Here is a 25,789-nt window from a genome sequence, read left to right as displayed (position 1 = left end):
AGGAATAGGATTGTTAAATTGGGAGGAGTTGTTACGATGAAAAAATGGCATCAATCATACGCAGGTTTGGTGGGAGTTGCACTTTGTTTCTCCCTCGTCTTGAGCGCTTGCAGCACAGAGTCCGGCACACCTGCTGGAGACGCCTCTTCAGGCAGCGCCCCAGCTGCAAGTGAAGATTTCACCCCTGTTGGGCAATTTCCAATTGTGAAGAAGCCCATGACGATTAAAATGTTCGCGCCGCAGCTGGCCAGCATCGAAAACATGGAGACGAATTCTTTTACCAAATATCTGCAGGACAAGACGAACATTCAAATTAAATGGGACCTCGTGCCTGACAAAGCGTTGAATGACCGCAAACAGCTCATGCTCGCAAGCGGCGATTACCCTGAAGTGATTCTGCAAGGGGCTTTAACGAAAGATGAGCAGATGAAGTACGGCAAACAAGGCGTATTTATTCCGCTAAACGATCTGATTGATACCTACGCGCCTAACTTCAAGAAAGCAATGGCTGACCTGCCCTACTTGAAAAGCTCCATCACATCGCCGGACGGCAACATTTATGCCCTTCCGCAAGTGAACGAGTGCTATCACTGTAATTATGCCCAAAAACTGTGGATTAACCAGGCCTGGCTGGATAAGCTCGGACTGAAAATGCCAACGACAACAGACGAATTTTATGAAGTATTGAAGGCATTTAAGGAAAAAGACCCGAACGACAATGGGAAAAAAGATGAAATTCCGCTGACCGGTTCGGATGACATGTGGGCAGGCAACGTCGCGTCCTTCCTGATGAACGCCTTTATTATTGACGATCAGATCGATAAAGACAGCGGTACTTTCCTGCAGTTAAAGGACGGCAAGGTGGATTTGACTGCCAATAAGCCGGAATGGAAGCAGGGTTTGTTGTACCTGAACAAGTTGTACAAGGAAGGACTGATCGATCCAGCGTCCTTTACACAAAATTCCGATGCGATTCAGCAGTTGGGTAACCGCCAAGACGCAAATGTGATGGGCGGTATAACGACCGCATTGATCAGTTACGCGCACTCGCCGGACGAGAAACATCCGCGTCACAAAGATTATGTTACCGTACCTCCGCTCAAAGGACCTAACGGAGTGCAGCAAGCCGGCTATTTTGCGGGAATTGGTAGTTCGCAAATGGCGATTACCAATAAAGCGACCAAAGAGCAGCAAATTGCTGCCATCCGTTTGGCCGACTATTTGTACACGGAAGAAGCGATTGTTCTGGAAGAGCGCGGCACGGAAAACGTAGGATGGCGCAAAGCGAAGGACGGCGAGCTGGATATGAACGGCAAGCCGGCGAAATATGCGGTGATTCCTAAGGTAGACAACAAACCTACACATAATGATGGGTGGGAACAGATTGGGCCGTCGCTCCGTACGTTCCAATATCGCGATTCATGGGCAGCGCTGCAAGATCCGCTTGCAGAAGGGGCGTATGAAGTGCGTTTGAAACGTGAATCAGCGAAATATGAACCTTTCCAATCGAAAGTGATGTATCCGCCCAGCGTGTTCATTGCATTGGAAGATGCGGAAGTTGCGGCACAGTTGAAAACAACCATTCGTGATTACATCAAATCGAACATGGCGCAGTTTATTACGGGCAGCAAAGACATCGATAAGGAATGGGACAGTTATGTAAAAGGCTTTGACGGCCTGCAGCTTGGTAAATATATTGAAATTTATCAGAAAGCTGTTGCTAAAAAGTAATTGGGAACACGAAGAGGTGACGGAAATAATGAACTGCGGTTTACAAAACATGTTCTACAAGTATGTATGGTCAGCCAATTGGTGGAATCAGGGGCGGGAAGATACGCAGGTTAAGCACTTGGAGCTTGCCTGCTGTACCAATGACAGCGCCGCTTTTCAGGCGTTGGTCAGTTCGGATCAAGAAGATTTGCTCGTTACACGTAGTGAGGATGCGTTGTTGTGGAAGGGTGGACCGATTCAAATTGTGCGCATCAAGGTGGAGACGGATGCTCCTTGTCAAGTTGACATTCGGCTGATCGGATTGATTGAGGGTGATAGTCGCGTCATGATCTCCGATGTGCTGCTGGATGAGCCCTTCCAATATGTACGGAAGCGACAGATTCAGCCTATCTGGGTGGAACTTCATGCTGACGAATCGGCTGCTGCCGGTCAATATGAAGGAAAGATAAAGTTCTACACCCATACGATGTTCGAAGATGAGGTGTTGGCGAGTGAATTGACGTTTTGTTTGACGATTCGCGAACAAGCGCTGCCGAAGCCGCAGGATTATTCTTTTTACTTGGACTTATGGCAGCATAATTGTAATATCGCAAGAAAATATGATGTCTCATATTGGTCCGATGAACACTTTATGATCCTGGATTCGTTTCTGCACAGCTTGGCTCAACTCGGGCAAAAGGCGTTGACGCTCGTTGTTTCCGAGGAACCGTGGAGCGGTCAACGGTCTTTTATCGATGCGGAACCATCCGACTTGAATGAATATAGTATTATTCCGGTTGTCAGGAAGAAAGATGGTCATTTTGACTATGATTTTTCCCGCTTGGATCGTTATGTTGAGCTGGGGGAGAAGCATGGCATTGACAGAGAACTGGAAGTTTTTGGTTTAATCAACATATGGCAGCACGATGATGAGGGGTATGGCAAGGTTGTGGAGGATTACCCGGATGCCATCCGCGTTCGCTATTTTGATGAAGCAGCGGGTACTTATCAATATATTCGGCAGATAGGCGATCTACAAGCTTACATCGTGGCTTTAGAGCAGCATTTTATCGCAAAAGGGTGGATCGATCGTGTTCGTGTCGTTGCTGATGAACCGGCGGATATCGCTCTATTCGAGGAAAGCTTAGCGTGCTTGCGCGACATGGCACCATCGCTGAAGTATAAAGCGGCAATTAATCATACGGAATTTCTTCGTAAAAATATCGAAGGCATCCTGGACTATGTGCCTGTTCTCGACTGCGCGGCTGAAGAATTTGAACAGCTTGCACAGCTTAGAGAGGACGCGAAGGGGACATTTGCGTATTACGTGTGCTGCTCGCCTGAGAAACCAAACACGTTCCTTGGCTCGCCTTCGATTGAGTCTCGGGTTATTCCTTGGCTCGTGGAAAAGCTGAAATTAGACGGCTTTTTGCGCTGGAATTATACCGTATGGCCAGACAAACCGCTAGAGAATCTCTCCTATCGGCCTCTGATTTGGAAAGCAGGCGATACGAATTTCGTGTATCCGGGAAAAAGCGGCAAACCGCTGCTCTCTCTCCGCTACAAATGGCTGCAGCGCGGCATTCGTGATTATGAATATATGCAGCTTTTGAAACGGAATGGAAAGGAAGCGTTTGTGGAAGAAATGCTTCAACACGTATTTCGATTCGAGCATCCGAGAGAGCTTGCACCCTCATCTGGAAAAAAAGCAGAGCAGTTGTACAGTTTTAAGGTAGATGATTATGAGCGATTATACAAAGGGAAATGAGAAAGGACGGATGAGATGAATCTTGTTCAGAAGTTAACCCCCACAGCCAGACAATTAGCTTATCAAAACTGGGAATTTGGTTTGTTTCTTCATTTTGGTTTGCGCACGTTTTATGAAGGTTACGTTGATTTCGATGAAAGGCGGATGGATCCGGCTGCTTTCAACCCCGCTCAACTGGATTGTGAGCAGTGGATTCGAACGGCCAAAGAGGCGGGAATGAATTATGCCGTTCTAACGGCGAAGCATCATGATGGATTTTCCAATTGGCCTTCCCGGTTTAGCCAATTTAGTGTGGCCGCTTCTCCCTGGAAGGAAGGGAAAGGGGATGTCATTCGCGAATTTGTAGATGCATGCCGCAAATATGATGTGAAACCGGGGCTGTACTATTCGCCGTATGATGGTTCTGCCGATTTTTACACCCAGGATGCGAAAGCCTATGATGATTATTTCGTCAACCAAATCACCGAATTGCTTAGCGGGTATGGTGACATTGACATCCTGTGGTTTGACGGTTGCGGATCAGAAGGGCATTCGTATGATTGGAGTCGCATCATTGGTGAAATTCGGCGTTTGCAGCCACAGATTTTAATTTTTAATATGGGAGATCCCGATTTTCGCTGGGTAGGCAACGAGGACGGTATTGCCCCTGTGCCCTGTTGGAATGTTGTTGATGCTACAGAGTTTTCCATTTTGACGGAGAAAAAGGAGCAGTTAGGGGATCGTTTGTGGCTGCCTGCGGAATGCGATGTCCAGATGCGGGGGAATTGGTTTTATAGCGACAGCGATGAACATACTCTGAAAAGTGTGGAAGAACTCATGGGCATTTATTTGCATTCGGTTGGCAGAGGCGCGAACTTGCTTCTCAATATCGGGCCGGATCGAAACGGTTTGCTTCCAGAGAATGATGTGGAAAGGCTGCTTGATTTCGGTTCGGAAATTCGCAGACATGTGGGGAGCCCATTTGCAACACTGGCGCAATGCGACAGACAGGACCGTACGTGGGTTTACGAGACGGAGCAAGCGCAAATGCTTGATCTTGTTGTCTTGGAAGAGGATCTGACAGAAGGCGAACATGTAAGAAGCTTTAAAATTAGTATCATCACGCAAAAGTCGAGACGACCTGTAACGATTTATGAGGGGCAACATATCGGCCACAAAGCTATCATTCGCGTCCCCGCCATCAAAGTCCGTGGGATTATAATTGAGATCACAGAGAGTGATCAAGAAGCCAATCTTCTAGGACTAAGTTTTCATCATGTTGGTTATGGAAATGAAAACGGGAGGTAAGTAGATGAAAATCGGGCTAAGTTCGTATAGTTTGCTGCAAGCATTGAAATCAGAGAAAATGACCATTTTGGATGCTGTTGATTGGGTGAAGGCCAATGGCGGTGAACATCTGGAACTTGTTCCTTACGGCTACACGCTGGTCGATAATCTGGAACTTGCAGATCAGCTTAGAAATAAGGCGAAAGAGGTTGGCATCGACCTATCCAACTATTCCATTCCCGCCAATTTCGTACAGGAATCGGAGTCGGAATTCGAAGCGGAGATGGATCGCGTCAAGCAGCATGTTGATCTTGTGCATCGTTTGGGCATTCAGCATATGCGCCATGATGTTACCGCTTTCACTTTGCCTCCTGAGAAAATGACGATAAAATACTTTGAAGACAGCTTACCGCTTATTGTTCGCGGCAGCCAAATCATCGCTGACTATGCGGCCGAATATGGCATTACGACTACGATTGAAAATCACGGCTTTTCCGTGCAAGCAAGCGATCGCGTACAACGTGTGCTGCTCGAAGTCAACCGCCCAAATTTCAAAACAACATTGGATGTAGGCAATTTTATGTGTGTTGACGAAGCGCCGTTGGTCGGCGTTCGCAAGAATTTGCCTTATGCGTCCTTAATACACTTTAAGGATTTTTACTTCAGACCTTACTTCCAGGACCCGGGAGAAGGCAATTGGTTCCGGACGTCGAACGGGAATTATTTAAGAGGCGCGATCGTTGGCCAAGGAGATATCGAGATCCGGGAGGTCGTCAAGCTGATCAAAAGCTCAGGCTACGATGGCTATGTAACTGTGGAATTCGAAGGCATGGAGGATTGCGAGTTGGGGTCACGTCTCGGCATGAACAACTTGCGAAGACTGTGGAATGAGAATTAGCATGTAGTGAAAGGCTGCCTCCGTTTGATTCACGCGGTTAGGCAGCTTTTTTTAATTTCGACCGCCTACTCCCGAACTCTCGAACTCCAGAACCCGTAACCCGAAGCCCGAAGCCCGAAGCCCCCGAAGCCCGAACCCGTAACCCGTAACCCGTAACCCGTAACCCGTAACCCTTAAGCAAGTTCATTTACGCTAACTTCTACATAAAGCGCATTCCGCTAACTTTAGCGTTAAAAACCACCATATCAGCTGCAATTAGCTGTAGCGTCTCCCTTCATATGGGAACTACAGGGCGCTATTTCACCGGAAAACGGCGTATGAGCCGGCGAAGGGAACTGTGGTTCGCTATTTTGCCATTTTTAGGAAAAACGGCTTTCTTATAGCTGAAATAAGAGTCTGTAGTTCCCCTACTACTCGCGAACCTCCTATTTTCGCCAAAATAGCGTCTCGTGGTTCCCTTAAATAGGATCCCGCACACCCGGAAAGCTTGTTATGCGCCCCAGACCAACCCAGTCAGCCCAGTCAACCATTCCAACACGCACGCTAACACATCAAAAATGACATCACCGGCACCGTCATCCAATCAACTCCGCAAATACTGCCCATTATAGCGCTGTATCAGTCTCCGCTAACCCCTTCGGGTGGGATCTGTTCGTGTTAACTCCGCTTGCGATAGTGATTGGGCGCGATGCCACCATATTTTTTAAACAAACGGGAGAAGTAGCTTTCGTCAGGGTAGCCGAGGGCGTCGGCGATTTCCTTAATTGGCAGATCGGTGCTGAGCAGGAGCCGTTTCGTCTCCTCCATTTTCAAACGGTGAATGTAATCGTGCAAGGGGTAGCCAGTATGCTGGCTGACCAATCGGCGCAGCGTGGATACGGCTATATGATGCCGATTGGCGAGCTGCTCTGCGTTAAGCGGTGTATACAAGCTCGTCGCGATATCTTGGAGCACATCCACTGCCTTGGAAGTGGCCGCTTGGCCCTGCGGGAGTTTGGATTTGGCCATCCAATTGAACAGCAGCGCCTCAAGTTGTAGGGCGGCTTGATCAATTAGCGTAGGAGATCCGCTTTCAAGAAGCAGGAACATGGCATCGAGCTGCGAGATCCATGCTTCTTCAAATCCAACGCGCTTCACAATTTCGGTCTGCACGAGCCAACTTCCAAGCCATTCCTGAATGCGGCTACCTTCAAAACGTACATAATATTCGTCCCAATGCCCATCCTCCTCCGGACCGAAATCGACTACACTTCCGGGAAAGACGAAGAATAGGCACCCTTTCTCGACATGTTGCATTGGCCCCTGATTCACGCGGTAAAAGCCGCTGCCGCCGGCGATATACAGAAATGCCCAGCTGTCGAAGACAAACTGGCTGCGCTGCAGCGTTCTTCCCGGCAAGTGTCCCATTTCCTTTATCGTGAGAGAGGGGATGCTGAGCTTCGACGAATCGATTTTGAGATCTACGATGCGGATCGGCTGCGGACTGATCATATAGTCCAAGAAGCGTGTCATAGATGTCATTCCTTTCTGTCGGATAGCGAAGTAAACTGAAGCTGCATGACGAAAATTCAAAGCGGCCAGCCCACTGGTCAAAAGTTACAGGAGTCATGTGAAGGCTATTCATAGTATAAGTGAAGGAGACCTGTCATGCCAACGTTACAAGCGCAATTCGAGACTCGCTGTCTTTCCTCTTTGGTGAAAGTTTTTGCAGACGAAGAACTTCAAACCGCAGCGTTCCACGCCGCCTCTGCCTTGCAAGGCGAAATTTACTCCTTTCAAGTTGCCTATCGGAGTCAAGCCCTGATGCCTTTCTCTCTGACGGTAACGTCAACTTTGAGTGACGGCATCTGTCTGCGCAGTGTGCAGTTGGTACCCGCTGAATTTCCCAACAACCCTAACCATGACGAGGGTGTGCTGCGCGATACACCGGGGTTATATCCGGATCTGCTAGTGCCTGTGCCGGATTCGGGGATGCTTACGGCGATTCCCAAACAGTGGCGCTCAATTTGGGTCACGATGGAGGTAGGCCGTGACGCACAGCCAGGTTCGCACGCGGTAAGTATCGCCTTCGTCGACAAGGCAGGGGAAACGTTGGCCAGCGAAATGTTTACGCTCACCGTGCTCCCTGCCGTACTACCGGAACAAAAGCTGCTTCATACGGAATGGTTCCACACGGACAGCTTGGCCGTCTATTACGGCGAAGAGGTGTTCAGCGAACGATATTGGGAAATTGTTGAATCGTATGTGCAGACGGCAGCAACCTACGGTTGCAATATGCTGCTGACGCCGATTTTTACACCTCCGCTCGATACGGAGGTCGGTGGGGAACGTCCAACGGTTCAATTGGTGGATGTCTGGAAGAACGGCGAATCCTACACGTTCGGTTTCGAACGGCTGAAACGCTGGGTCGAGATGGGGAACCGCAACGGCGTGAAGGTGTTCGAGCTCTCGCACCTGTTCACGCAATGGGGCGCGAAGCATGCTCCAAAAATTATGGGCTCCGTTGATGGCAGGACGCAGCGCATTTTCGGCTGGGAGACGGATGCGGCAGGCGAGGCGTATCTGGGCTTTCTGGCACAATTTTTACCGGAACTGGTCGGCTTCCTCAAGGAAAATGATTTGCTGAACCGCACCTATTATCATATTTCGGATGAGCCTACGTTCGAGCATTTGACGTCCTATAGCAGCGCCAGCCGTTGGGTGCGGCAATTTATGGGGGATATCCCGTCCCTGGATGCACTCACCAACCTATCGTTCTATGAGCAGGGGCTTGTTCAGACGCCGGTTGTTGCGAGCAATCATATCGAACCATTTCTGGAGCGTGAAGTTGATCCTTTGTGGACCTATTATTGCTGCTCCCAATATGAAGCTGTCTCTAACCGCTTTCTCTGTATGCCATCTGCGCGCAACCGCATCTTAGGCTTGCAACTCTATAAATATAACATCGCAGGCTTCTTGCACTGGGGCTATAACTTCTGGTTCTCGCAATATGCCAAATTTCCGATCGATCCGTATCGGAATACGGATGCGCATTATGCGTTCCCTGCCGGCGACCCGTTTGTCGTGTACCCGAGTCAAGAGGGAACACCGCTCGTCTCCTTGCGGTTGGAAGTATTCCGCGAAGCACTGCAAGACTTGCGGGCTTTGGAACTGCTCGATTCTCTCATCGGTCGGGAACAGACGATTGCGTTGATGGAGGAAGGAGCCGCCGAGCCCATTACGTTTGCGTCCTATCCAAAGGACGAGGCTTGGCTGCTCACTTGCCGGGAGCGCATTAATGCGGCGATCGGTCAAGCCGCAGCGAGTGGCGTGAGGACAGAACGCTAGTTGCTGTCCGCTTAGGCTGGAGAACATGTCCCGATGGCATGAAAAATAGATGAAGCAAAAGGCTGCCTCCGCTTGATACATGCGGTTTGGCAGCCTTATTTAAGGAAAGTGTTGTGTTAGTCACGTTAACACATTTACACGCTAGTACTGACATCCCCCGCCAATCTCACCAACTCCGCTAACACTTCCCACTTTAACGCTGAAAAACAACGTCTCTTCCTCCAGGATCTAGCATTTGTTGCCATTTGTCTGGTCTCCCTCCTTTGGACATGAGAGGATGAAGCATAAAATCATTCTTGGTACATTAGTCTGCAATCTGAGTTGCTTCGCAGCCTTATTATCCCCTGCTTATGCGGAAAATGCATCGCAATTTGGTCTAAAGACTTCAGCTGCCGAATCGACAGGTGAATTTACCGTTACGTTGCAAGGTACAAATCTTCAGGATTTGTACGCTTACGAAGCCAAAATCAGCTTTGATGCGAGCAAGCTTGAGGTTATCAATGCGAATACAAAAATAGAAGGCTTCTCTATTTCTCCGATTGTCAAGAACAATGAAGTGACCTTTGCTCACACGAAAGTCGGCAGCGTAAGTGGTGAGAAGGGGAACCTCGACATGGGCACGATAACCTTTAAGGCTAAAAAAGCAGGGACATCTCAACTTACTTGGACGTCAGTGAAAATCGTAGATCACAATTTACAGAATCAATCCCTTGCACTTGATAAATCTTTTGATTTCACCAAAATCTTCAGTGATCTTGTAGATCATTGGGCAAAAACAGATGTCATGTCTATGGTGGATAAAAATATTGTGGAAGGGATGGACGACGATCATTTCGCTCCAGACGCAACGGTAACAAGGGCGCAATTTGCAACCTTGATAGCCAGAGCATTAGACTTGAAAAGTAATTCTGTTCAGCCACCTTTCACAGATGTTGCTGTGGGCTCATGGTACGAGGATACGGTGAAGAAAGGATATGCAGCAGGACTTATTAACGGTATTTCCGACCGTGAATTTGCACCTGAAAAAAACATTTCACGTGAAGAAATGGCAGCGATGCTGATGAGAGCGAAGTCGCATGTGACGGGGATGAGAGTGGAAGATATGACGAGCAGCTCATCTCTCCCATTTAACGACGAGGATCTCATCAGCGATTGGGCGAAAAAAGTGGTTCAGCTAGCTGTGGATGCCGGCTTAATGAATGGTCGTACGGCTGAGGGGTTTGCTCCGCAAGGACAGGCAACGAGAGCAGAAGCCGTGGTTGTATTGAAAAGATTGTTAGCTGGGCTGAAATAGGCAAAATAAAGGCTGCCATCGCTGATATAAGCGGTTGGCAGCCTTTGTTAGGCCTGACGGCGATAAGCGCTGGGCGACAAACCGAACTTTCTTTTAAACAGCTTGGAAAAGTGAAATTCATCATAAAATTGCAAATGGGCAGCGATTTCTTTGACGGATAAGCTTGTTGTCTCCAGCGATACCTTGGCCGATTCGAGTTTTAAATTCAACATATATTCAGTGGGGGATAGGCCTGTTATTGAACGGAAGCGAGAGAAAAAAGTCGTCCGTGACATGCCGCTTTGTTCGATAAGTTCATCAACCCGGATGACTTTATCCAAATTGCGGTGAATGTAGATCATAATTTTATTAAGCTCTATATGTCGGGTAGGAAGGGCAGCAGAATGTTCCCGAGCGAAGAGCAGCATCACTTCCTGCAGGATGATATTGGTAGAATATGCGTATCCGAATGGCTCAGCAATCAACAGATCAATGATCCTTTCACAGAGTTGAATGGCATCTGCTGCTTTCCCTGTTGAAACCACCTTGTTTACAGGAAGCTGCAGAGCATGCATGGCATCCATGGAGCTGAAATCAAGGAAATAAAATTTCCAGTCATTGTCCTGACATCTGTACACAGTGGATATCCCATCTGGAGCGAAAAAATAAGTGCCTGCGTGCAATTCATAGTGCTGCTCTCCTTGAGTAAGAAGCCCTTTTCCTTCATAGGTAATAAATAGGCCGGGAACCTCGAATCCTTTTCCTTTCGTTATATGGTAGGAATCGTTAGCTTGCACTTTCCAGATTGAAATAAAGGCTGCAAGAGGGATAGGCGTATTTCCTAATCCATATGGGATATTCATGAAGGACATGAAACGACGTCTCCTTAAGAATTGTTCTAATGTACATTTAAAATGGGTGGTAATGGTGAAAAAGACGAATGTATATGTACAATTATACATGAAATTATACCGTCAATCCATGGATGGAAATGCATTATTCCTCTACACTTAAATCAGATGTCACAAGTAGAGGAGTGTATGTGCAATGATGGTGAAAGTAGGAAATCGCGAATTAGAGATGGATGGCGAACAATTGACGGAGCTTAGAAGCTCCAATGATATTTTGCATGATAAGCAGGCGCTGCGAGAGCGGATGGAAGAAGACGGCTATTTATTGATCCGCGGATTTCATGAGAGAGACAAGGTGTTGGCAGCCCGGACGAGCATTTTGGAGAAAATGGATCAAATGGGCAAGCTGGACCGCGACACGCAGTTGGAAGACGGCGTCATGGCCGACGGCAGCAAAACCATTTTCATGGGAGGAACGAATGAAGATTTGCCTGCCCTGTTGAATGTATTAAATGGCGAGCATATCATGCGCTTTTTCGACGAATTCATTGGGGAACAATCGCTTACTTATCATTACAAGTGGCTCCGCGCCGTAGGCAAAGGAGATTTCACCGGAGCGCACTACGATATTGTGTATATGGGCAGAGGAACAAAAAATGTCTACACCGTATGGTCGCCACTTGGAGACGTTTCGTATGAAATGGGGGGATTGGCTATTTGCTTAGGTTCCCACCGTTTCGAAAAATTGAAACAATCTTACGGATCCAAAGATTCAGACCGCGACGGCATCGGCCACTACACCGATGATCCGCTAGTTATTACGGAGAAGTTTGGCGGCAAATGGGCAACCACCGAGTTTCAGGCCGGGGATGTGCTGATATTTGGTATGTTTTTGATGCACTGTTCACTTGAAAATACGACGAACCAGTATCGCATAAGTGTTGATGCTAGATATCAATCGGCGAATGAGCAGGTTGACGAGAGATGGAGCGGCAAAAAGCCGAAGGGCCATTTTAAATAAAAGAAGAGGCTGTCTCAGAGTCAGAAAATGACTTAGGAGATAGCCTCTTCTTTTTCCGTTGTGACCAGATGTCATTGGAATTGGATGACGATGGAGTCCATGATCGGTTCATAACCAATTTGCCTATAGACATAATTCGATGTTGGATTGCTTTGATCTGCGTATAAGCTTGTTGTTTGATACCCGCGATCCAGCAGCCGTTGCGTAAAGTCTGACACACAATCGGAGGCATAACCTTTTTTTCTTTGATTGCTGGGCGTGTATACGTAACTAATGGTAATATTGTGTTGCGTAGGGCGAGTGGCACTAGCCATAGAAACCAACTCCTCATTCACTTCCCAAGCCACTAAATTTCCTTTATTAATGAGAAAGGTGGCTTTGATAGAAGCTTCGTCTAAACTAAGAGGTTGATTCGTTTCCTGGCAGAATTGATAGATCCACTCTTTTATAACAGCATGGTCGCTAGCTATCACTCGCCGAAGTTTTCCATTCGTTTGCAGCGTATTTTTAACCTTTTCTAGCTTGTAAATGGTTTGTTCCATATGAATCTTGGCATGAGTCCCCAGTGCTTGGGAGACATACAAGGCAAGTTCCGTGGTTATTTTCTTTTCACCAATAAAACCCGGGATGGGTTGAACGGTCTGCACCAACTTTTGTCCAAGCTCATGTATGTCCTGGGAGGATAGTGCCGTGGGTTTTGATAAAATAATTTGTTTCGGATGTGTTTGGAATAAAACCAATCCTAAGTCATCATTTTTCCATAAAGCAGCCATCAAAAGGGGAGTTGCATCTTGCTCGCTCAGAGATTGCAGAACACCTAGCAATAAATTGTTGGCGGCTTCATCTTGTTCCAAGAAAGAGCTCACCTCTTTTTTAAATGCAGTCAAACTCTCATACTTTGCAAAACGTATCAATGGTACCATCTCCCTTCGAAATAACAGCGATTACGAATAAAAGGTTAATACATCATAAGTTCACACATATACTCAAGTAACATTTTGTAAAAAGCTGGTTGTTATTAACCTATCCGAAGGTGAGGCTGTCTTCATGCATAAGAGGTTGGAATCTGATGCAGATCTGTTTATCGCAGCTTTATCGCAAACACCGGTTTCCGTGCTGCAGACGGATGCTGAGGGAGTTTACTGTGAAGTAGACCGCGGAATAATTGAAAAGTTCACGAATAAATCCGTCCGCTTAAGCACAATCATGGATGAAATTGCGTATTACTACCGAGACGATGGGACCATTTTTCGGGTGGAAACGACGTAAAAGAGTGGAGATCTTGCGAATAATTTAATGTTAGGCGAAAGAATCCACAATATCAATAGGGAAATGGGAGAGTGACCATACATTGGGTAAATGGAAAGCTGGAACCGTCGGCTTCGTTTGTGGCGCCTTATTTTTCTCAGGGCTTACTTACGCGGCGACGGATTCGGTCGGAATAGACGTTTATTTTCGGAAATTACAGTATTATTTCAATGGTGAGAACAAGCAGCCGCCAAAGGATCTACAAGGATTTATTTACAAAGATACCACGTATGTACCGCTAAGATTTCTGTCTGAATCGCTGGGGAAACCGGTAAGCTGGGATGATGCAACAAGCTCTATCTATGTTGGGGACAAGCCGGTTCAGAATCCAACGTCAGGATCGGCAGCGTGGCAAGTATTTCCAAAAGATAACCCATGGAATACCGATATTTCCAGCTACCCTGTCCACAAGAATTCGGGGCAGTTTATCTCTTCGATAGGCCTCAATACGAGTCTGCATGCGGATTTCGGGACGATGTGGGAAGGAGCGCCAATCGGCATTCCTTACACGATCGTAGGCGCTGATCAGCCGAAAGTCAATGTGACATTCACCGACTATGGCGATGAGAGCGATCCCGGTCCCTATCCGATCCCGCTAAATGCGCCAATCGAGGGGGGGCTTAACAGCGACGGCGACCGTCATGTTATCGTAGTTGATAAAGACAATCAATACCTGTATGAATTGTACAATGCTCACCCGACCGCAGACGGTTGGCAAGCTTCGAACGGCGCCAAGTGGGATTTGAAATCCAACGTTTTGCGGACAAAGTACTGGACCTCCGCTGATGCGGCGGGACTGCCGATTTTCCCAGGTCTTGTCCGATATGAGGAAGCCTCTACCGGTGAAATCAATCATGCCCTGCGGTTCACAGTCCGCAAAACTCAAAAGGGATTCATTGCCCCAGCCACTCACTATGCTTCGAGCAGTACGGACCCTAATCTTCCGCCTATGGGACTGAGACTGCGCCTGCGGAACGATTTTGACATTTCCGGCTACTCGCCAACGAATCAAGCCATTCTACGTGCGATGAAGAAATATGGCATGATCGTCGCGGACAACGGCAGCGATCTCTATGTCAGCGGCGCGCCTGATCCGAAATGGGATGACGATGATTTAAGCAAGCTGAGCAAGTTGAAAGGCAGCGATTTTGAGGTCGTGGACACCGGTCCGATTGAAAAATAATTGTCTGGCTTGACCAACAATAAAAAAACAGCTGTCCAAAGTTACCTTTGAACGGCTGTTTTTTTGTTCCCAATTATTTTAGTACTTTCATCATCGCGGAGATAACGCCAAAATGATTGGCTTCATGCATGATACTGAAGTTGATAAGTTGTTCAATGGTTGCAGCTTTCATCATATTCTCCTTAACTGGCATGTCCAGTTTCTCATGCAAAGATTCACGGATTTGGACAGGTTGTTCCTTCAGCTGCGCGATGATATCCTCCCACGCAGGCGGATCTTCTTGCCAATCCGCAGGTTTTGTTCCATTGCCAAAAAAGGAGATATAGTTCGCTGACACGAACGAAGGTTGTTCGGAAAGAGTGAATATGAGGCGATCCGTCACGGCAAGTACGTGACCGATTTGCCAATGAATGCTGTTGTTAAACCCTGCCGGCACGACATTTCTTTTGTCCTCAGGACATCCTTCTACCAATTGCAGTAATCGATTACGGTATCTGTCCAATGCTCCGAATAAAAAGGTATCTCTCATCCTTATCCATCCTCCTGAAATTTTGAGATGAAACGTTATCGGCTTCTATTGTACCACTCGCAGCAGCTTTCTGACATATTCCTTCGGCGTGCAGCCATTATAGCGTTTAAACAGCTCATAAAAATGAGCCATATTCTCGATCCCTACAGCGACGGCAATATCGGTGACAATGTCGGTTTTGGTAATGAGCAGCTGCTCGGCTTTTCGAATCCGCTGCCGGTTCACATAATCCGTGAAGGAGACGCCAACGCATTTTTTGAAAAATTTAGAGAAGTACGTATAGCTCATTCCAGCGCTCCGGCTAACTTCTTCCATTTCGATTTTTTCCCCTAGATGGGCTTCCACATAATCGAGAATGGGCCTCATAACGGCTGCATCCACAAAGCCGAAAGGCTGAAGCAGCTCACGCCGGTCATGGCGCAGCAGCGTGAGCAGCAGATGCTTGATGTGCATGCTCATAGCAATTTCATAGCCTTTGGTTTTGTCCATCATTTCGGCATGAATGTCGACGATAATGCGGCCGATTTCCTGTTTGGCGCGCTCATTTTCGAGAAACATATAGTTCAAATCTTCGAGCGGCCGCACCATTTCCGAAAAATGCCTATAATACATCATCATCGCAGGATCAAAATAGGGTTGAAGATCGACGTGGAGCACGATATAGACGAGAGGATCGTCTTCCGGCTTATGACTGTGATGCAGCTGGTTAGAACCGATAAGGACGACTTCTCTCGGTGAGAGGTGATAAAGATTGTCCGGAGTACGAATATCAAGCTTTCCCTCTTGTACGATAATCAGTTCCACCTCTTTATGATAATGCCATTGCTGCGCAAGCTGTTGACTCTTCGGATTTGTGTTGGTGAACTGCCAAACCTTCATGCATAGGTGTTCATTCTGATAATAAATGGGTTCTTTGAACGTTTCCATAAGTAATACCACCTAATCATCACTGCAAATTTGGATATAAATAAGACAAACCGTGTCATTTTTGAAAGGCTGTCGAATCGGTATGATTGCTTTAATTAGTATACAACAATTGAAAGGGCGAGTGAGAGATGAAAGTGGCGGTAGTCGGCTGTGGCGGTATGGGTCAGTGGCATGCGAAGAGTTATGCGAAGATGCCCGGTGTAGAGTTGGTAGGTGTATGTGATGTTCATTTGGAGTCTGCGGTAGAAGCGGCCAATAAAGTGGGAACGGCAGCATTCGGTTCATTTGAGGAGATGCTTTCAACGGTCGAATTTGATGTTGTCAGTATCGCAGTTCCTACTTTTGTACATAAAGAGGTTGTTTTTCAAGCGGCGAAAGCAGGCAAACATGTCATCTGTGAGAAACCGGTGGCGCTAAATTTGGAAGATGCCAAAGAAATGATCGCTTGCTGCGAGGAAAATGGAGTTCGCTTATTCATTGGTCATGTCGTACGGTTTTTCCCTGAATATGCACAGATGAAGCAGCAGATGGATGCCGGTCAAATCGGAAGAGTCGGTGTTGCAAATGCCCGGCGCGTGGGCAGTCATCCGGGAGAAGCCAGACCTTGGTTTCTGGATGCTGACAAAAGCGGAGGCGTAATCGTCGATCTGATGGTGCATGACATCGATTTCATGCGATGGACTCTCGGCGAGGTCAAATCGGTTTACGGGATGAACAAATGTGAGGGAACGATGGATTATGCGCTTGTTACGCTAGTCTTTGAAAGCGGTGCAGTGGCTAATCTGGAGGCATTCTGGGGATATCCGGGCTCCTTCCGCTATGCGGCGGAGTTTGCAGGTTCCGAGGGACTTGTTCGTACGGACAGCATGAGCGCGCAATCTTTGCAAATACGCAAGGCAGCTCCTCCAGAGAGCGGGGGTAAAGCGGTTGAAATTCCGCAAAGTCCGAACTTCTTTGATCCATATTACATCGAGCTTGAACATTTTCTGAGTTGTATCCGAAACGGCAGCGATCCGATTGTAACCGCTCAAGATGCATGTGAAGCGCTAAGAATTGCCAAAGCCGCGCTTGACTCGATTCAGACGGGCAAAGTCGTGCTGCTGTAAATAAGAGCCAAACATTTAAGGAGGGACCTATCATGGATTTGTTGAAAATAGGCATGATTAGCTTCGCGCACGGTCATGCATTCAGTTATTTTAATAGTTTGCTAGAGCTGCCTGAGGTGAAAATCGTTGGGATTGCCGATGAAGTAAAAAGCCGGGTCGAAGGAATCGCCGAGCGCCACGAAGTGCCGTATTATGCGGATTACCGCGATCTGCTCGCACAAGATGTGGATGCCGTGATCATTTGCTCGGAGAATGTACACCACGCCAAGCTTGTGATCGATGCAGCGAATGCGAAGAAGCATGTGCTCTGTGAGAAGCCGCTCGGCACGACAAAGGAAGAGATGGAGCAAATGATTGCTGCCTGCAAGCATAACGGCGTGCAGCTGATGACAGCATTCCCTTGCCGCTACCTGGCGGCTGTCGTGCGGGCGAAAGAAGCCATTGAGCGCGGTGAAATCGGTGACATCGTTGCGATTAAAGGGACAAATCACGGAGGGAATCCTGGAGGATGGTTCATCGACAAAAGCTTGTCGGGAGGCGGAGCCGTTCTTGACCACACGGTGCACGTGATGGACCTCATGAACTGGTTTTTACAGTCGGAAGTGAAAGAAGTGTACGCTTATGCGGCTACGCTTTTCAGAGAAGAGCTTGAAGTGGAAGATGCCGGCATGCTGCACATCAAGTTCGAGAACGGCGTATTCGCGGTTCTGGATACGAGTTGGTCGCGTCCCAAATCGTTCCCGACTTGGGGAGATGTGACGATGGAGATCGTCGGCACACAGGGAGTCATTACCGTGGACGGCTTTGCGCAGAAGAATGACCTGTTCAGCAATGCGGCGGGTAAAGGGCAATACACCTTCTGGGGAGACAACATGGATGCGTTTATGATCCGTGACTTCGTCAAGGCGCTGCGCCAAGGCGAGCAGGTACCGGTCACGGGTGAGGACGGATTGAAAGCGGCGCAAGTGGCGCTTGCCGCTTATGAATCTGTTAAGCTTGGTCAGCCTGTGGTAATGTAGGATGTGGGTTCGTTTCATCTAGTTTCTTGGACTAGATGAAACGGGCTTTTTTTGCTGTTATTGCTCGTGTATCGTTGACCGATTTAGGTGAATTCTATAGAAATCGCTCGTTTTTACACACCTGATTATAGAAATCCAATACACTTGATGTGTAGAAGAGATGGATATTGGAGCTATGATAGAAAAGAGCAGTCTACACTTTTATCATTCTACTTAAATCATCTTATTGGGGGAATTGGTATGGAACATGAACGTATCCGATTTGGGTTAATCACAGATATTCATCAGGATTTGATGTATAAAGCAAGTGATCGGCTTCAAGCATTTATAGACGAGTCTATCAAAGAAAACGTGGATTTTATTATCCAACTGGGCGATTTTTGTTTTCCGCTTCCGGAAAACAAACCATTCCTTGATATATGGCAGCAATTTGAAGGGCCGAATTATCATGTTCTTGGCAATCATGATATGGATAAATGTGATAAACAGATGATGATGAGTTTTCTTGGTATGAAGTCCAATTACTATTCATTCGACTGCGGCGACTACCATTTCGTTGTTCTGGATGCCAATTATTTCCGTGTGGACGGTCAGTACGTGGATTATGCGTTTAGCAATTATTCTAAAGAGGGGTATACCGTCTGTCATGTGACGGACGAGCAATTAGAGTGGTTGAGGAAGGATCTATCCCAAACGGACAAACCTACGATTTTGTTCAGCCACCAAAGCCTGGAAGAGACATATGTTGGATCTAATGTCGGAATTTATAACAGCGACAAACTTCGTGAGATTTTGCGAGAAGCCAATCAAATAGCGGGTTTTCGTAAAGTGATCGCTTGCATGAATGGTCATAACCATCTTGATGGCGCCAAAGTGATCGACGATATCTATTTCCTCCATATGAACAGTATCTCATATCATTATTTGGGCCCTCAGTTCAATACGGTTCGGTATTCCGAGGAAATTACGGAAAAGCACTGGATTCTGGGGCAATCTGTTCCCTACGAAGAAACCCTTTATGCCATAATCACACTGGAGCCCGGGCTCTTGACAATAAAGGGGAAAGAAACAACGTATGTCGGCCCTGATCCGCTTGAAATCGGGCACAATAATGCCAATGCGGGTCATGTGGTATCAGCAAAAATATCAAGCAGGCAATTGAAGTTTTAAATGAGACAAGGGAAAATACGGCGTTTACTCTCGTAATGTGGGGGAAACGCCGTATTTTTGTATAGCATTTACTAGAGCACACGCCTCAATTCTTTTTTAGGAACCCCAAAAATGATCATTTGAAAAATGGTTTACCTTAATTAGTATTGTATTAATGCCTTTAAAAATACTTACAGGGTCGTTTCTGTAGAAATCACTCGTTTTTACATACCGAATTATAGAAAAACCAGATACTTGTTGTTTAGAAAAGAGAGGTATCGGGCTATGATGAGGTCACACCAAAGACAACCTGCCAAACAACAGGCCAGCGAAGGTAAATACGAAACGAGGAGTGTTTTTCATGGAGAGAGTACCTGTAACTATAAAGGCCAGAGGAGGTTCTACGGCGCATAAACTTCCTGCTTTTTGGAAGCAGCTTAGACAGTCTCATCAGTTGTTAGTTTTAGCCTTACCTGCTTGCATCTTTGTTTTTGTCTTCCACTACATTCCATTATACGGACTGATCGTTGCTTTTAAAAATTACAATTATAGGGACGGTATCCTCCACAGTCCATGGAGTGGTTTTGAAAATTTTAAATTCATATTTACTTCCAGCAATGCTTGGGACATTACCCGAAATACGCTCCTTTACAACACAGCTTTTATTCTTTCTACCTTAATCGTTTCGGTTCTTCTTGCACTTCTTTTGAATCAAGTTTCGAAAAAGTTTGTCAAATTCCATCAGACGGCGCTATTTTTCCCTTATTTTATCTCCTTCGTAATCGTGAGTTATGTATGCCTTGCTTTTCTGGATATGAGTCACGGGTTCCTAAACACGATATTATCCTGGTTCGGTAAGGAACCTGTTCTTTGGTATAACGAGCCTGAATATTGGCCTTATATTTTAATATTGGTTAATTTATGGAAAAATGCGGGTTATTACGCCATTATCTATTACACAGCCATTATCTCCATTGACTCAGAGTATTTTGAAGCAGCAGAAATAGATGGCGCAAACATCTGGCAGCAAATATGGTCAATTACCCTCCCTTTGCTGAAACCTTTAATGATTCTGCTTGTGCTGCTTCAAGTAAGCCGTATTTTCTTCGGGAATTTTGACTTATTTTATAACGTTACGATGAATTCTACGCTCCTTTATCCAGCGACAGATATCATTGATACGTTCGTGTTTAGAGCTCTAAGGGTTAATGGAGATATTGGCATGGCATCGGCTGCCGGTTTCTATCAATCTGTTGTTGGTCTTGTCATCATCTTACTTACAAATTTCGTCATTCGAAGGGTTAGTAAAGAAAACGCCCTGTTCTAAGGAGGTTCTTCTCAATGATAATCAAATCGCGTATTAGTCTCTTCATGATCCACATGGCATTATTGTTATCGTCGATTGCCTGCATCATTCCAATTGTGCTTGTTCTCACTGCGTCATTCACAAAAGAAAGTACGATCTTAACAGAAGGGTACTCCTTATTTCCAAGTGAAATCTCTTTAGAAGCGTATCAATTTATTTTTAAAAATCCCAAACAAATTATTAATTCGTATGTGGTTACGATCTTTGTAACAGTAGCCGGTACTTTGCTGAGCATCATGATTACAGCCATGGTTGCTTATGTGATATGTAGAAAAGATTTCTTTTTAGCGAATAAAATTTCATTTTTCATCTTTTTTACACTCTTGTTCAGCGGCGGTTTGGTGCCTTGGTACATTCTCGTTTCGCGGATTTTACATTTAAAGGATTCACCGTTAGCTCTTATCCTGCCGTATGTTGTAACCCCTTTCTTAGTCTTGTTGATGAAAGGATTTATGACGACAATCCCATTCGCATTAATTGAATCGGCGAAAATGGATGGCGCAAGCGAATATCGTGTATTTTTCTCCATTATTATTCCTGTTAGTAAATCCGGATTAGCAACAATCGCCTTGTTTTCAGTGCTTATCTATTGGAATGATTATTGGTTAAGCTTATTGTTTATTGACACTGGCAAGTATGTCAGTTTACAACTACTGCTTTACCGAATCATGTCTAACATTGATTTCTTAAATAGTGCACTGGCCGTAGCGAATACATCTTCTGTCGTGTTGCCAAGCCAATCGGCTCGTTTCGCGCTGGCAGTCGTTGCGGCAGGTCCCATGTTATTCATTTTTCCTTTCTTTCAACGATTTTTTGTCAAAGGAATTACAGTCGGTTCCATTAAAGGCTAGACGCTTAACGTTGGTTTGATACCGTAAGGTTTCAAATAATATCAAATTGTATAATTCAGGGGAGGAAAAACACATGAAAGCAAAGAGCATGAAGAAAGTGTTTGGAAGCGTATTCTCGATTGTTTGTGCAGTATCCTTAATTAGCGGATGCAGCAGCGGAAACACGGGAGAGCCTACCGCTACAGTTTCGCCAGCGGAGAGTGCGAAAAGCGGGGGAGCGGCGACTAGTCCTGCTAAACTTGATCCTGTAAATCTGACACTTTATAGAGTCGGAACACCGCAGCCAGATGAAAAAGCGGTTGTCGATGCCATGAACAAGATTACGAAAGAAAAAATCAATACGACCATCACATTAAACACCATTGATTGGGGCAACTTCGATGACAAAATGAAAGTGATTATTTCGGCAGGTGAGGATTGGGATTTAACGTACACCGCTTCATGGACGAATAATTTTTATAACAATGTTGCGAAGGGCGCTTTCCTGCCGTTAGACGATCTTCTGAATAAATATGGTCCGCATATCAAGGAAACAATTCCTGCCCAATTTTTTGACGGGGCGCGTGTGAATGGCAAGCTATATGGGATAACAAGTTATCAGATTATGGCAACGATGAAAGGGTTCTCAATCAAAAAGGATCTAGCCGATAAGTACAAGCTGGATAAAACAAAGATCAAATCATTGCGTGATTTGGAACCATTTCTGGAAAATGTGAAGCAAAATGAACCTGGTATTGTGCCTACGACGAGCGGTGCACCGGTTTCTACTGAACTTCTTTCCAATATGGATACCGGACTTATGTATGACACCGTTACGGGCGATACAGCCAATCCTCTTGTGATTAATGTAAAAAATAATGATTTTAAAATTAAAAACTTGTATGAACTTCCGGAAACGATGGAACTGGCCAAAATGAATCGCGATTGGTATAACAAAGGATACATTCGCAAAGACGCAGCTACGATTAAAGATTATAAAGCGGAACAAAAAACCGGGAAGTATGGAATGTTCCCAGCGGGAGCGGTGAAGCCTGGCAATGAAGGCGATACAAAAGGATGGGCGGGATACGATGTAACCGATGTTCAGTTTAGTCCATCTTACGTTTCCAACACGAGTTTAATTTCATCGCTGACAGCAATTAACCAAAACTCCAAAAATTCTGAACGTGCGATGATGTATCTGGATCTTTTGTTCGCTGACAAAGAATTATATCAGTTATTATGTGTAGGCATGGAAGGCAAGCATTACAAGAAAGTGGACGACAGAACCATTGAAGCTTTGCCAAATGGCGGATATAATCCGGGAACGGACTGGGAGCTCGGCAGTCAATTTAACATGTTCCTTCGTCCAGGGCAGCCTAAAGATGTGTGGGAGCAAACAAACAAAGTAAACAAAGAAGCGATTGTTTCCCCATTAATTGGCTTTGTTTTAAACCGTGATCCAATTAAAACCGAGATGGCACAGATCGATGCGATTATAAAACAGTACAACAGCGTAACAAACTCGCTGCTGAATTTTGGAACTGCTGATCCTGAGAAGGTGATGGCTGAAATTAACGATAAACTTAAGAAAGCAGGATTGGATAAAGTTACTGCGGAAGCTCAAAAGCAGCTTGATGAATGGCGCAAGGTAAATAAAAAGTAAGAATCAAATGACCGCTCATAGCTTATACAAGCTATTGAGTGGTTGCTTTTCCATAAAGTGGTTTTTTCTTTTCTATTAAAATTCTTTGCTATATAATGGTTGTGTAAGTGATATATTAGGAGGTTAGCGCTCGTGAGCCAGATAAAACTGCCTCGATCTATGTTTATTCGTATGTTTACTTCATTTACGCTTGTATTTATCTGTATCTTACTGGCGCTTTCCTACATCTTATATGTTAATTTTCAAAAAATTGGCGTGAACCTCGTTTCTGGTGCTAATGCGAATGCGCTATCACAAATCAGCTATAGTTCAACTTATTTGAACGAAGCTTCGAAAACATTCTCGATCTCTTTATTGACCAATTATCGGGTACAGTCGGTTATGTACAATGCGAATAATGATTACAAAGATATCCAAGAGGCATTGGTAGATGTATCCAAATTGAAGGACGCGAATCAATTCGTACATTCCGTCTATGTTTTTAATGGAACGAGCAATCAATTTTATTCTACTTGGCTTCAATCCAGCAATACCAAGGATTCTTTTTTTGATCAAGGCTTAGTTTCTATTATTGATGAGAAGAAACAGGTAGCAAGGGGAAAGTTCTACCCTATATTAAGGAAAATTCCTGTCTTTATCTCGGCCGATGGGAAGGATATTGACAGCAATCAGAAGATAAGTGTTTTGACTTATATTTTCTATGAATATGAGGATGCAGCAGATCGCGTAAAGGGCGCAATTATCGTCAATGTGAAAGTGGATTACTTGAAAGCATTAATTCAATCCCTCTCCACTAGCGGAAAAAATCAAGGAAGTACTTGGATACTAGATGAGAAGGGACAACCGATTCTTGGGAACATGGATCAATTATCGGCGGAGGAGAAATCGGCTGTTCTCAAACCAATCCAAGAAAAAGGCAGTAATGCCTATTTTACAACAACGATTCAAGGAAAGAAGAATCTGATCACCTATGTAACATCCGAGGCTTTGAATTGGAAATTTATTCATATCGTCCCTTATTCGATTATTTTTCATGATATGGAGCGACTTGGCTGGATTACGCTTGCTTTTTGTTTAGGGATATTGATTCCTGGCATATTTATCGTATTCTATGTATCCAAAAAGTTGTATTCGCCTATTCGCGGTCTGGTCGGTAAAGTTTCAGCGTTGCCTCGTTTACCATCTTCGTCAGTCGAAAATAAGGATGATATTGGCTATTTAAGTGATGTCATTTCGATGGCCATTCAACAGAATGAAGTATCTATTGGCGATAAAAAGACTGCTTTTTCCTCCCGGAGATTAGAGTTCTTGCGAAGGCTGATCAGCCAATCGTTTGATGATGACCCTATAGATCTACAATCACGTCTAGATCAGTATCAAATACGGTTGTTGGCCGATAAGCGCCATTTTGCCGTTATCTTCATGATTGATCGTTATGAGCAATTTATGAGAACTTACAGCGCGGCAGATCAAGACCTATTTCGTTATGCAATCGGAAATGTAGCAGAAGAAATAGCCTCTCGTTTCACGAATAATTGTGCGGTTGATTTGGGTGATGAAGTTGTCTTCATTCTAGAAGCCTCCGACGAGTCCTATGAGAAACAGCTTCGCGATATTAGTCTCATCATTGCGGAGCTGCAAAACTGGATTCAAAGCAATCTGAAACTTTCCATGACAGGCGTAATCGGGTATTCGGTCAAACAACTTCAGGATATCTCTATTTCGTATCAGGAAGCCGTTCAGTTTAGCAAGTACAGGTTCATTTTCGGACAAGGATCGATCATCTCGTCGGATGAGTTGAAACATATGAAAACGGATGACTTCCGACCGCCGCTACAACTGGAAAAAACATTTGACGAGCTTCTTGTTTATGGAAAATATGAGGAAGCCATTCAAGCTTATGAACAGATCGTCGCCTATTTGAATCATTATTCTTACGATATTGTCATTAGTTACCTATATTATTTAGCATTTAATATCTATAAGCGGATCAAAGAAATTGAATTGAATGGATCAACTACGTTCAATATTCAATATAGTACATTTGTTCGTATGATTAGTAAAATGGAAACCATTGGAGAAATCAACGCCGAGTTCCATGTGCTTATTCGTCAAATTGCTGAAAGCATGGTGGATTCCAAAGTAAACCGAAATCAGCAGATTGTAAGTAAAGTCATTGGCATCATAGAGGCCAACTACATGGATAAATCGTTATGTCAGGATAGTATTGCATTACTATTGAATCTATCTAAGTATCACTTGGGTAAAATATTTCGCAATGTTCATGGTAAAGCAATCGCTGAATGGTTGATGGATTATCGATTAAGTATTGCTGCAGAACTTATTACCAAACCCAATACCAACGTGGCTGAGATCTTGGATTTAATTGGTTGGGAGAATCAAAATTATTTCTATAAAATGTTTAAGACGAAGTATGGGGTTACGACGTCAGAATACAAATTGCGGAATACGACTAGTGAGAACAAGGTGTATGATAACGGATATCCATCATGAATAAGAGTAAGCCGCCGATAATAACAAATTGGCGGTTTTTTCGCTTATATCAAGAGAATTTGCTGATCGTTTTATAGA

General features: G+C 45.2%; 21 protein-coding genes. 16 read left to right on the top strand and 5 right to left on the bottom strand.

Annotation, left to right across the window (positions count from 1 at the left end; genetic code table 11):
* Positions 1 to 36 precede the first annotated feature (36 nt).
* Genes ACUN27_RS24455 through ACUN27_RS24440 form a run of 4 tightly spaced genes read left to right on the top strand, consistent with a single transcriptional unit; the run spans position 37 to position 5,642 of the window.
* The gene (locus tag ACUN27_RS24455) at positions 37 to 1,731 is read left to right on the top strand and encodes an ABC transporter substrate-binding protein (protein ID WP_326060799.1); all 1,695 of its coding nucleotides are present in this window, start codon (positions 37 to 39) and stop codon (positions 1,729 to 1,731) included.
* Positions 1,732 to 1,747: 16 nt separating this feature from the next.
* Complete coding sequence (locus tag ACUN27_RS24450; protein ID WP_445559693.1) at positions 1,748 to 3,478, top strand: DUF4091 domain-containing protein; 1,731 nt, start codon at positions 1,748 to 1,750, stop codon at positions 3,476 to 3,478.
* Positions 3,479 to 3,493: 15 nt separating this feature from the next.
* Entirely contained in the window at positions 3,494 to 4,765 is a 1,272-nt protein-coding gene (locus ACUN27_RS24445) for an alpha-L-fucosidase (protein ID WP_326060797.1), read from the top strand.
* Between the two features lie 4 nt (positions 4,766 to 4,769).
* Entirely contained in the window at positions 4,770 to 5,642 is an 873-nt protein-coding gene (locus ACUN27_RS24440; RefSeq protein ID WP_326060796.1) for a sugar phosphate isomerase/epimerase family protein, read from the top strand.
* Positions 5,643 to 6,299: 657 nt separating this feature from the next.
* Here the strand turns inward: ACUN27_RS24440 and ACUN27_RS24435 are convergent.
* Positions 6,300 to 7,154 carry a helix-turn-helix domain-containing protein gene (locus ACUN27_RS24435; RefSeq protein ID WP_315948904.1) on the bottom strand — a complete coding sequence of 285 codons (855 nt, stop codon included), beginning with the start codon at positions 7,152 to 7,154 and terminating at the stop codon, positions 6,300 to 6,302.
* 135 nt (positions 7,155 to 7,289) lie between these two features.
* Between ACUN27_RS24435 and ACUN27_RS24430 the strand changes: the two genes are divergently transcribed.
* Both ACUN27_RS24430 and ACUN27_RS24425 read left to right on the top strand, forming a co-directional pair.
* Entirely contained in the window at positions 7,290 to 8,969 is a 1,680-nt protein-coding gene (locus tag ACUN27_RS24430; RefSeq protein WP_315948905.1) for a DUF4091 domain-containing protein, read from the top strand.
* A 277-nt stretch (positions 8,970 to 9,246) separates the two neighbouring features.
* The gene (locus ACUN27_RS24425; protein ID WP_445559692.1) at positions 9,247 to 10,263 is read left to right on the top strand and encodes an S-layer homology domain-containing protein; all 1,017 of its coding nucleotides are present in this window, start codon (positions 9,247 to 9,249) and stop codon (positions 10,261 to 10,263) included.
* A gap of 47 nt (positions 10,264 to 10,310) precedes the next feature.
* On the opposite strand, the gene ACUN27_RS24420 is transcribed toward ACUN27_RS24425, so the two are convergent.
* Complete coding sequence (locus tag ACUN27_RS24420; RefSeq protein WP_315948907.1) at positions 10,311 to 11,114, bottom strand: AraC family transcriptional regulator; 804 nt, start codon at positions 11,112 to 11,114, stop codon at positions 10,311 to 10,313.
* Positions 11,115 to 11,289: 175 nt separating this feature from the next.
* Here ACUN27_RS24420 and ACUN27_RS24415 point away from each other — a divergent pair, with 175 nt between their 5' ends.
* Complete coding sequence (locus ACUN27_RS24415) at positions 11,290 to 12,114, top strand: phytanoyl-CoA dioxygenase family protein (RefSeq protein ID WP_315948908.1); 825 nt, start codon at positions 11,290 to 11,292, stop codon at positions 12,112 to 12,114.
* A gap of 71 nt (positions 12,115 to 12,185) precedes the next feature.
* Here ACUN27_RS24415 and ACUN27_RS24410 read toward each other — a convergent pair whose 3' ends face one another.
* Entirely contained in the window at positions 12,186 to 13,028 is an 843-nt protein-coding gene (locus ACUN27_RS24410; RefSeq protein ID WP_326061795.1) for a GNAT family N-acetyltransferase, read from the bottom strand.
* A gap of 133 nt (positions 13,029 to 13,161) precedes the next feature.
* Here ACUN27_RS24410 and ACUN27_RS24405 point away from each other — a divergent pair, with 133 nt between their 5' ends.
* Both ACUN27_RS24405 and ACUN27_RS24400 read left to right on the top strand, forming a co-directional pair.
* Positions 13,162 to 13,383 carry a hypothetical protein gene (locus ACUN27_RS24405; protein WP_315948910.1) on the top strand — a complete coding sequence of 74 codons (222 nt, stop codon included), beginning with the start codon at positions 13,162 to 13,164 and terminating at the stop codon, positions 13,381 to 13,383.
* Positions 13,384 to 13,465: 82 nt separating this feature from the next.
* Positions 13,466 to 14,605, top strand: a complete 1,140-nt coding sequence (locus tag ACUN27_RS24400) for a stalk domain-containing protein (protein WP_445559691.1) — start codon at positions 13,466 to 13,468, stop codon at positions 14,603 to 14,605.
* Positions 14,606 to 14,678: 73 nt separating this feature from the next.
* Here ACUN27_RS24400 and ACUN27_RS24395 read toward each other — a convergent pair whose 3' ends face one another.
* Both ACUN27_RS24395 and ACUN27_RS24390 read right to left on the bottom strand, forming a co-directional pair.
* The gene (locus ACUN27_RS24395; protein ID WP_315948913.1) at positions 14,679 to 15,134 is read right to left on the bottom strand and encodes a DinB family protein; all 456 of its coding nucleotides are present in this window, start codon (positions 15,132 to 15,134) and stop codon (positions 14,679 to 14,681) included.
* A 45-nt stretch (positions 15,135 to 15,179) separates the two neighbouring features.
* On the bottom strand, positions 15,180 to 16,061 hold the full coding sequence (locus ACUN27_RS24390) for a helix-turn-helix domain-containing protein (protein ID WP_445559690.1): 882 nt from the start codon (positions 16,059 to 16,061) through the stop codon (positions 15,180 to 15,182).
* A gap of 128 nt (positions 16,062 to 16,189) precedes the next feature.
* Here ACUN27_RS24390 and ACUN27_RS24385 point away from each other — a divergent pair, with 128 nt between their 5' ends.
* The 7 genes from ACUN27_RS24385 (at position 16,190) to ACUN27_RS24355 (ending at position 25,711) form a co-directional block, all read left to right on the top strand.
* On the top strand, positions 16,190 to 17,167 hold the full coding sequence (locus tag ACUN27_RS24385; RefSeq protein ID WP_445559689.1) for a Gfo/Idh/MocA family protein: 978 nt from the start codon (positions 16,190 to 16,192) through the stop codon (positions 17,165 to 17,167).
* 32 nt (positions 17,168 to 17,199) lie between these two features.
* Positions 17,200 to 18,186 carry a Gfo/Idh/MocA family protein gene (locus ACUN27_RS24380; protein WP_315948917.1) on the top strand — a complete coding sequence of 329 codons (987 nt, stop codon included), beginning with the start codon at positions 17,200 to 17,202 and terminating at the stop codon, positions 18,184 to 18,186.
* 240 nt (positions 18,187 to 18,426) lie between these two features.
* Positions 18,427 to 19,356 (top strand): metallophosphoesterase family protein, encoded by a 930-nt coding sequence (locus ACUN27_RS24375; RefSeq protein ID WP_445559688.1) that lies wholly within the window; start codon positions 18,427 to 18,429, stop codon positions 19,354 to 19,356.
* Positions 19,357 to 19,696: 340 nt separating this feature from the next.
* Positions 19,697 to 20,662, top strand: coding sequence for an ABC transporter permease (locus ACUN27_RS24370; protein WP_315948920.1), 966 nt, complete (start codon positions 19,697 to 19,699; stop codon positions 20,660 to 20,662).
* Between the two features lie 14 nt (positions 20,663 to 20,676).
* A complete protein-coding gene (locus ACUN27_RS24365) occupies positions 20,677 to 21,552 on the top strand; it encodes a carbohydrate ABC transporter permease (RefSeq protein WP_315948922.1) in 876 nt (291 codons plus the stop codon).
* A 73-nt stretch (positions 21,553 to 21,625) separates the two neighbouring features.
* On the top strand, positions 21,626 to 23,197 hold the full coding sequence (locus tag ACUN27_RS24360) for an ABC transporter substrate-binding protein (protein ID WP_445559687.1): 1,572 nt from the start codon (positions 21,626 to 21,628) through the stop codon (positions 23,195 to 23,197).
* A gap of 132 nt (positions 23,198 to 23,329) precedes the next feature.
* Positions 23,330 to 25,711 (top strand): helix-turn-helix domain-containing protein, encoded by a 2,382-nt coding sequence (locus ACUN27_RS24355; protein ID WP_326061789.1) that lies wholly within the window; start codon positions 23,330 to 23,332, stop codon positions 25,709 to 25,711.
* Positions 25,712 to 25,789 lie beyond the last annotated feature (78 nt).

It is taken from the genome of Paenibacillus sp. WC2504 (genome assembly GCF_052682475.1).
This window is presented reverse-complemented; position numbering and strand designations above follow the sequence as displayed.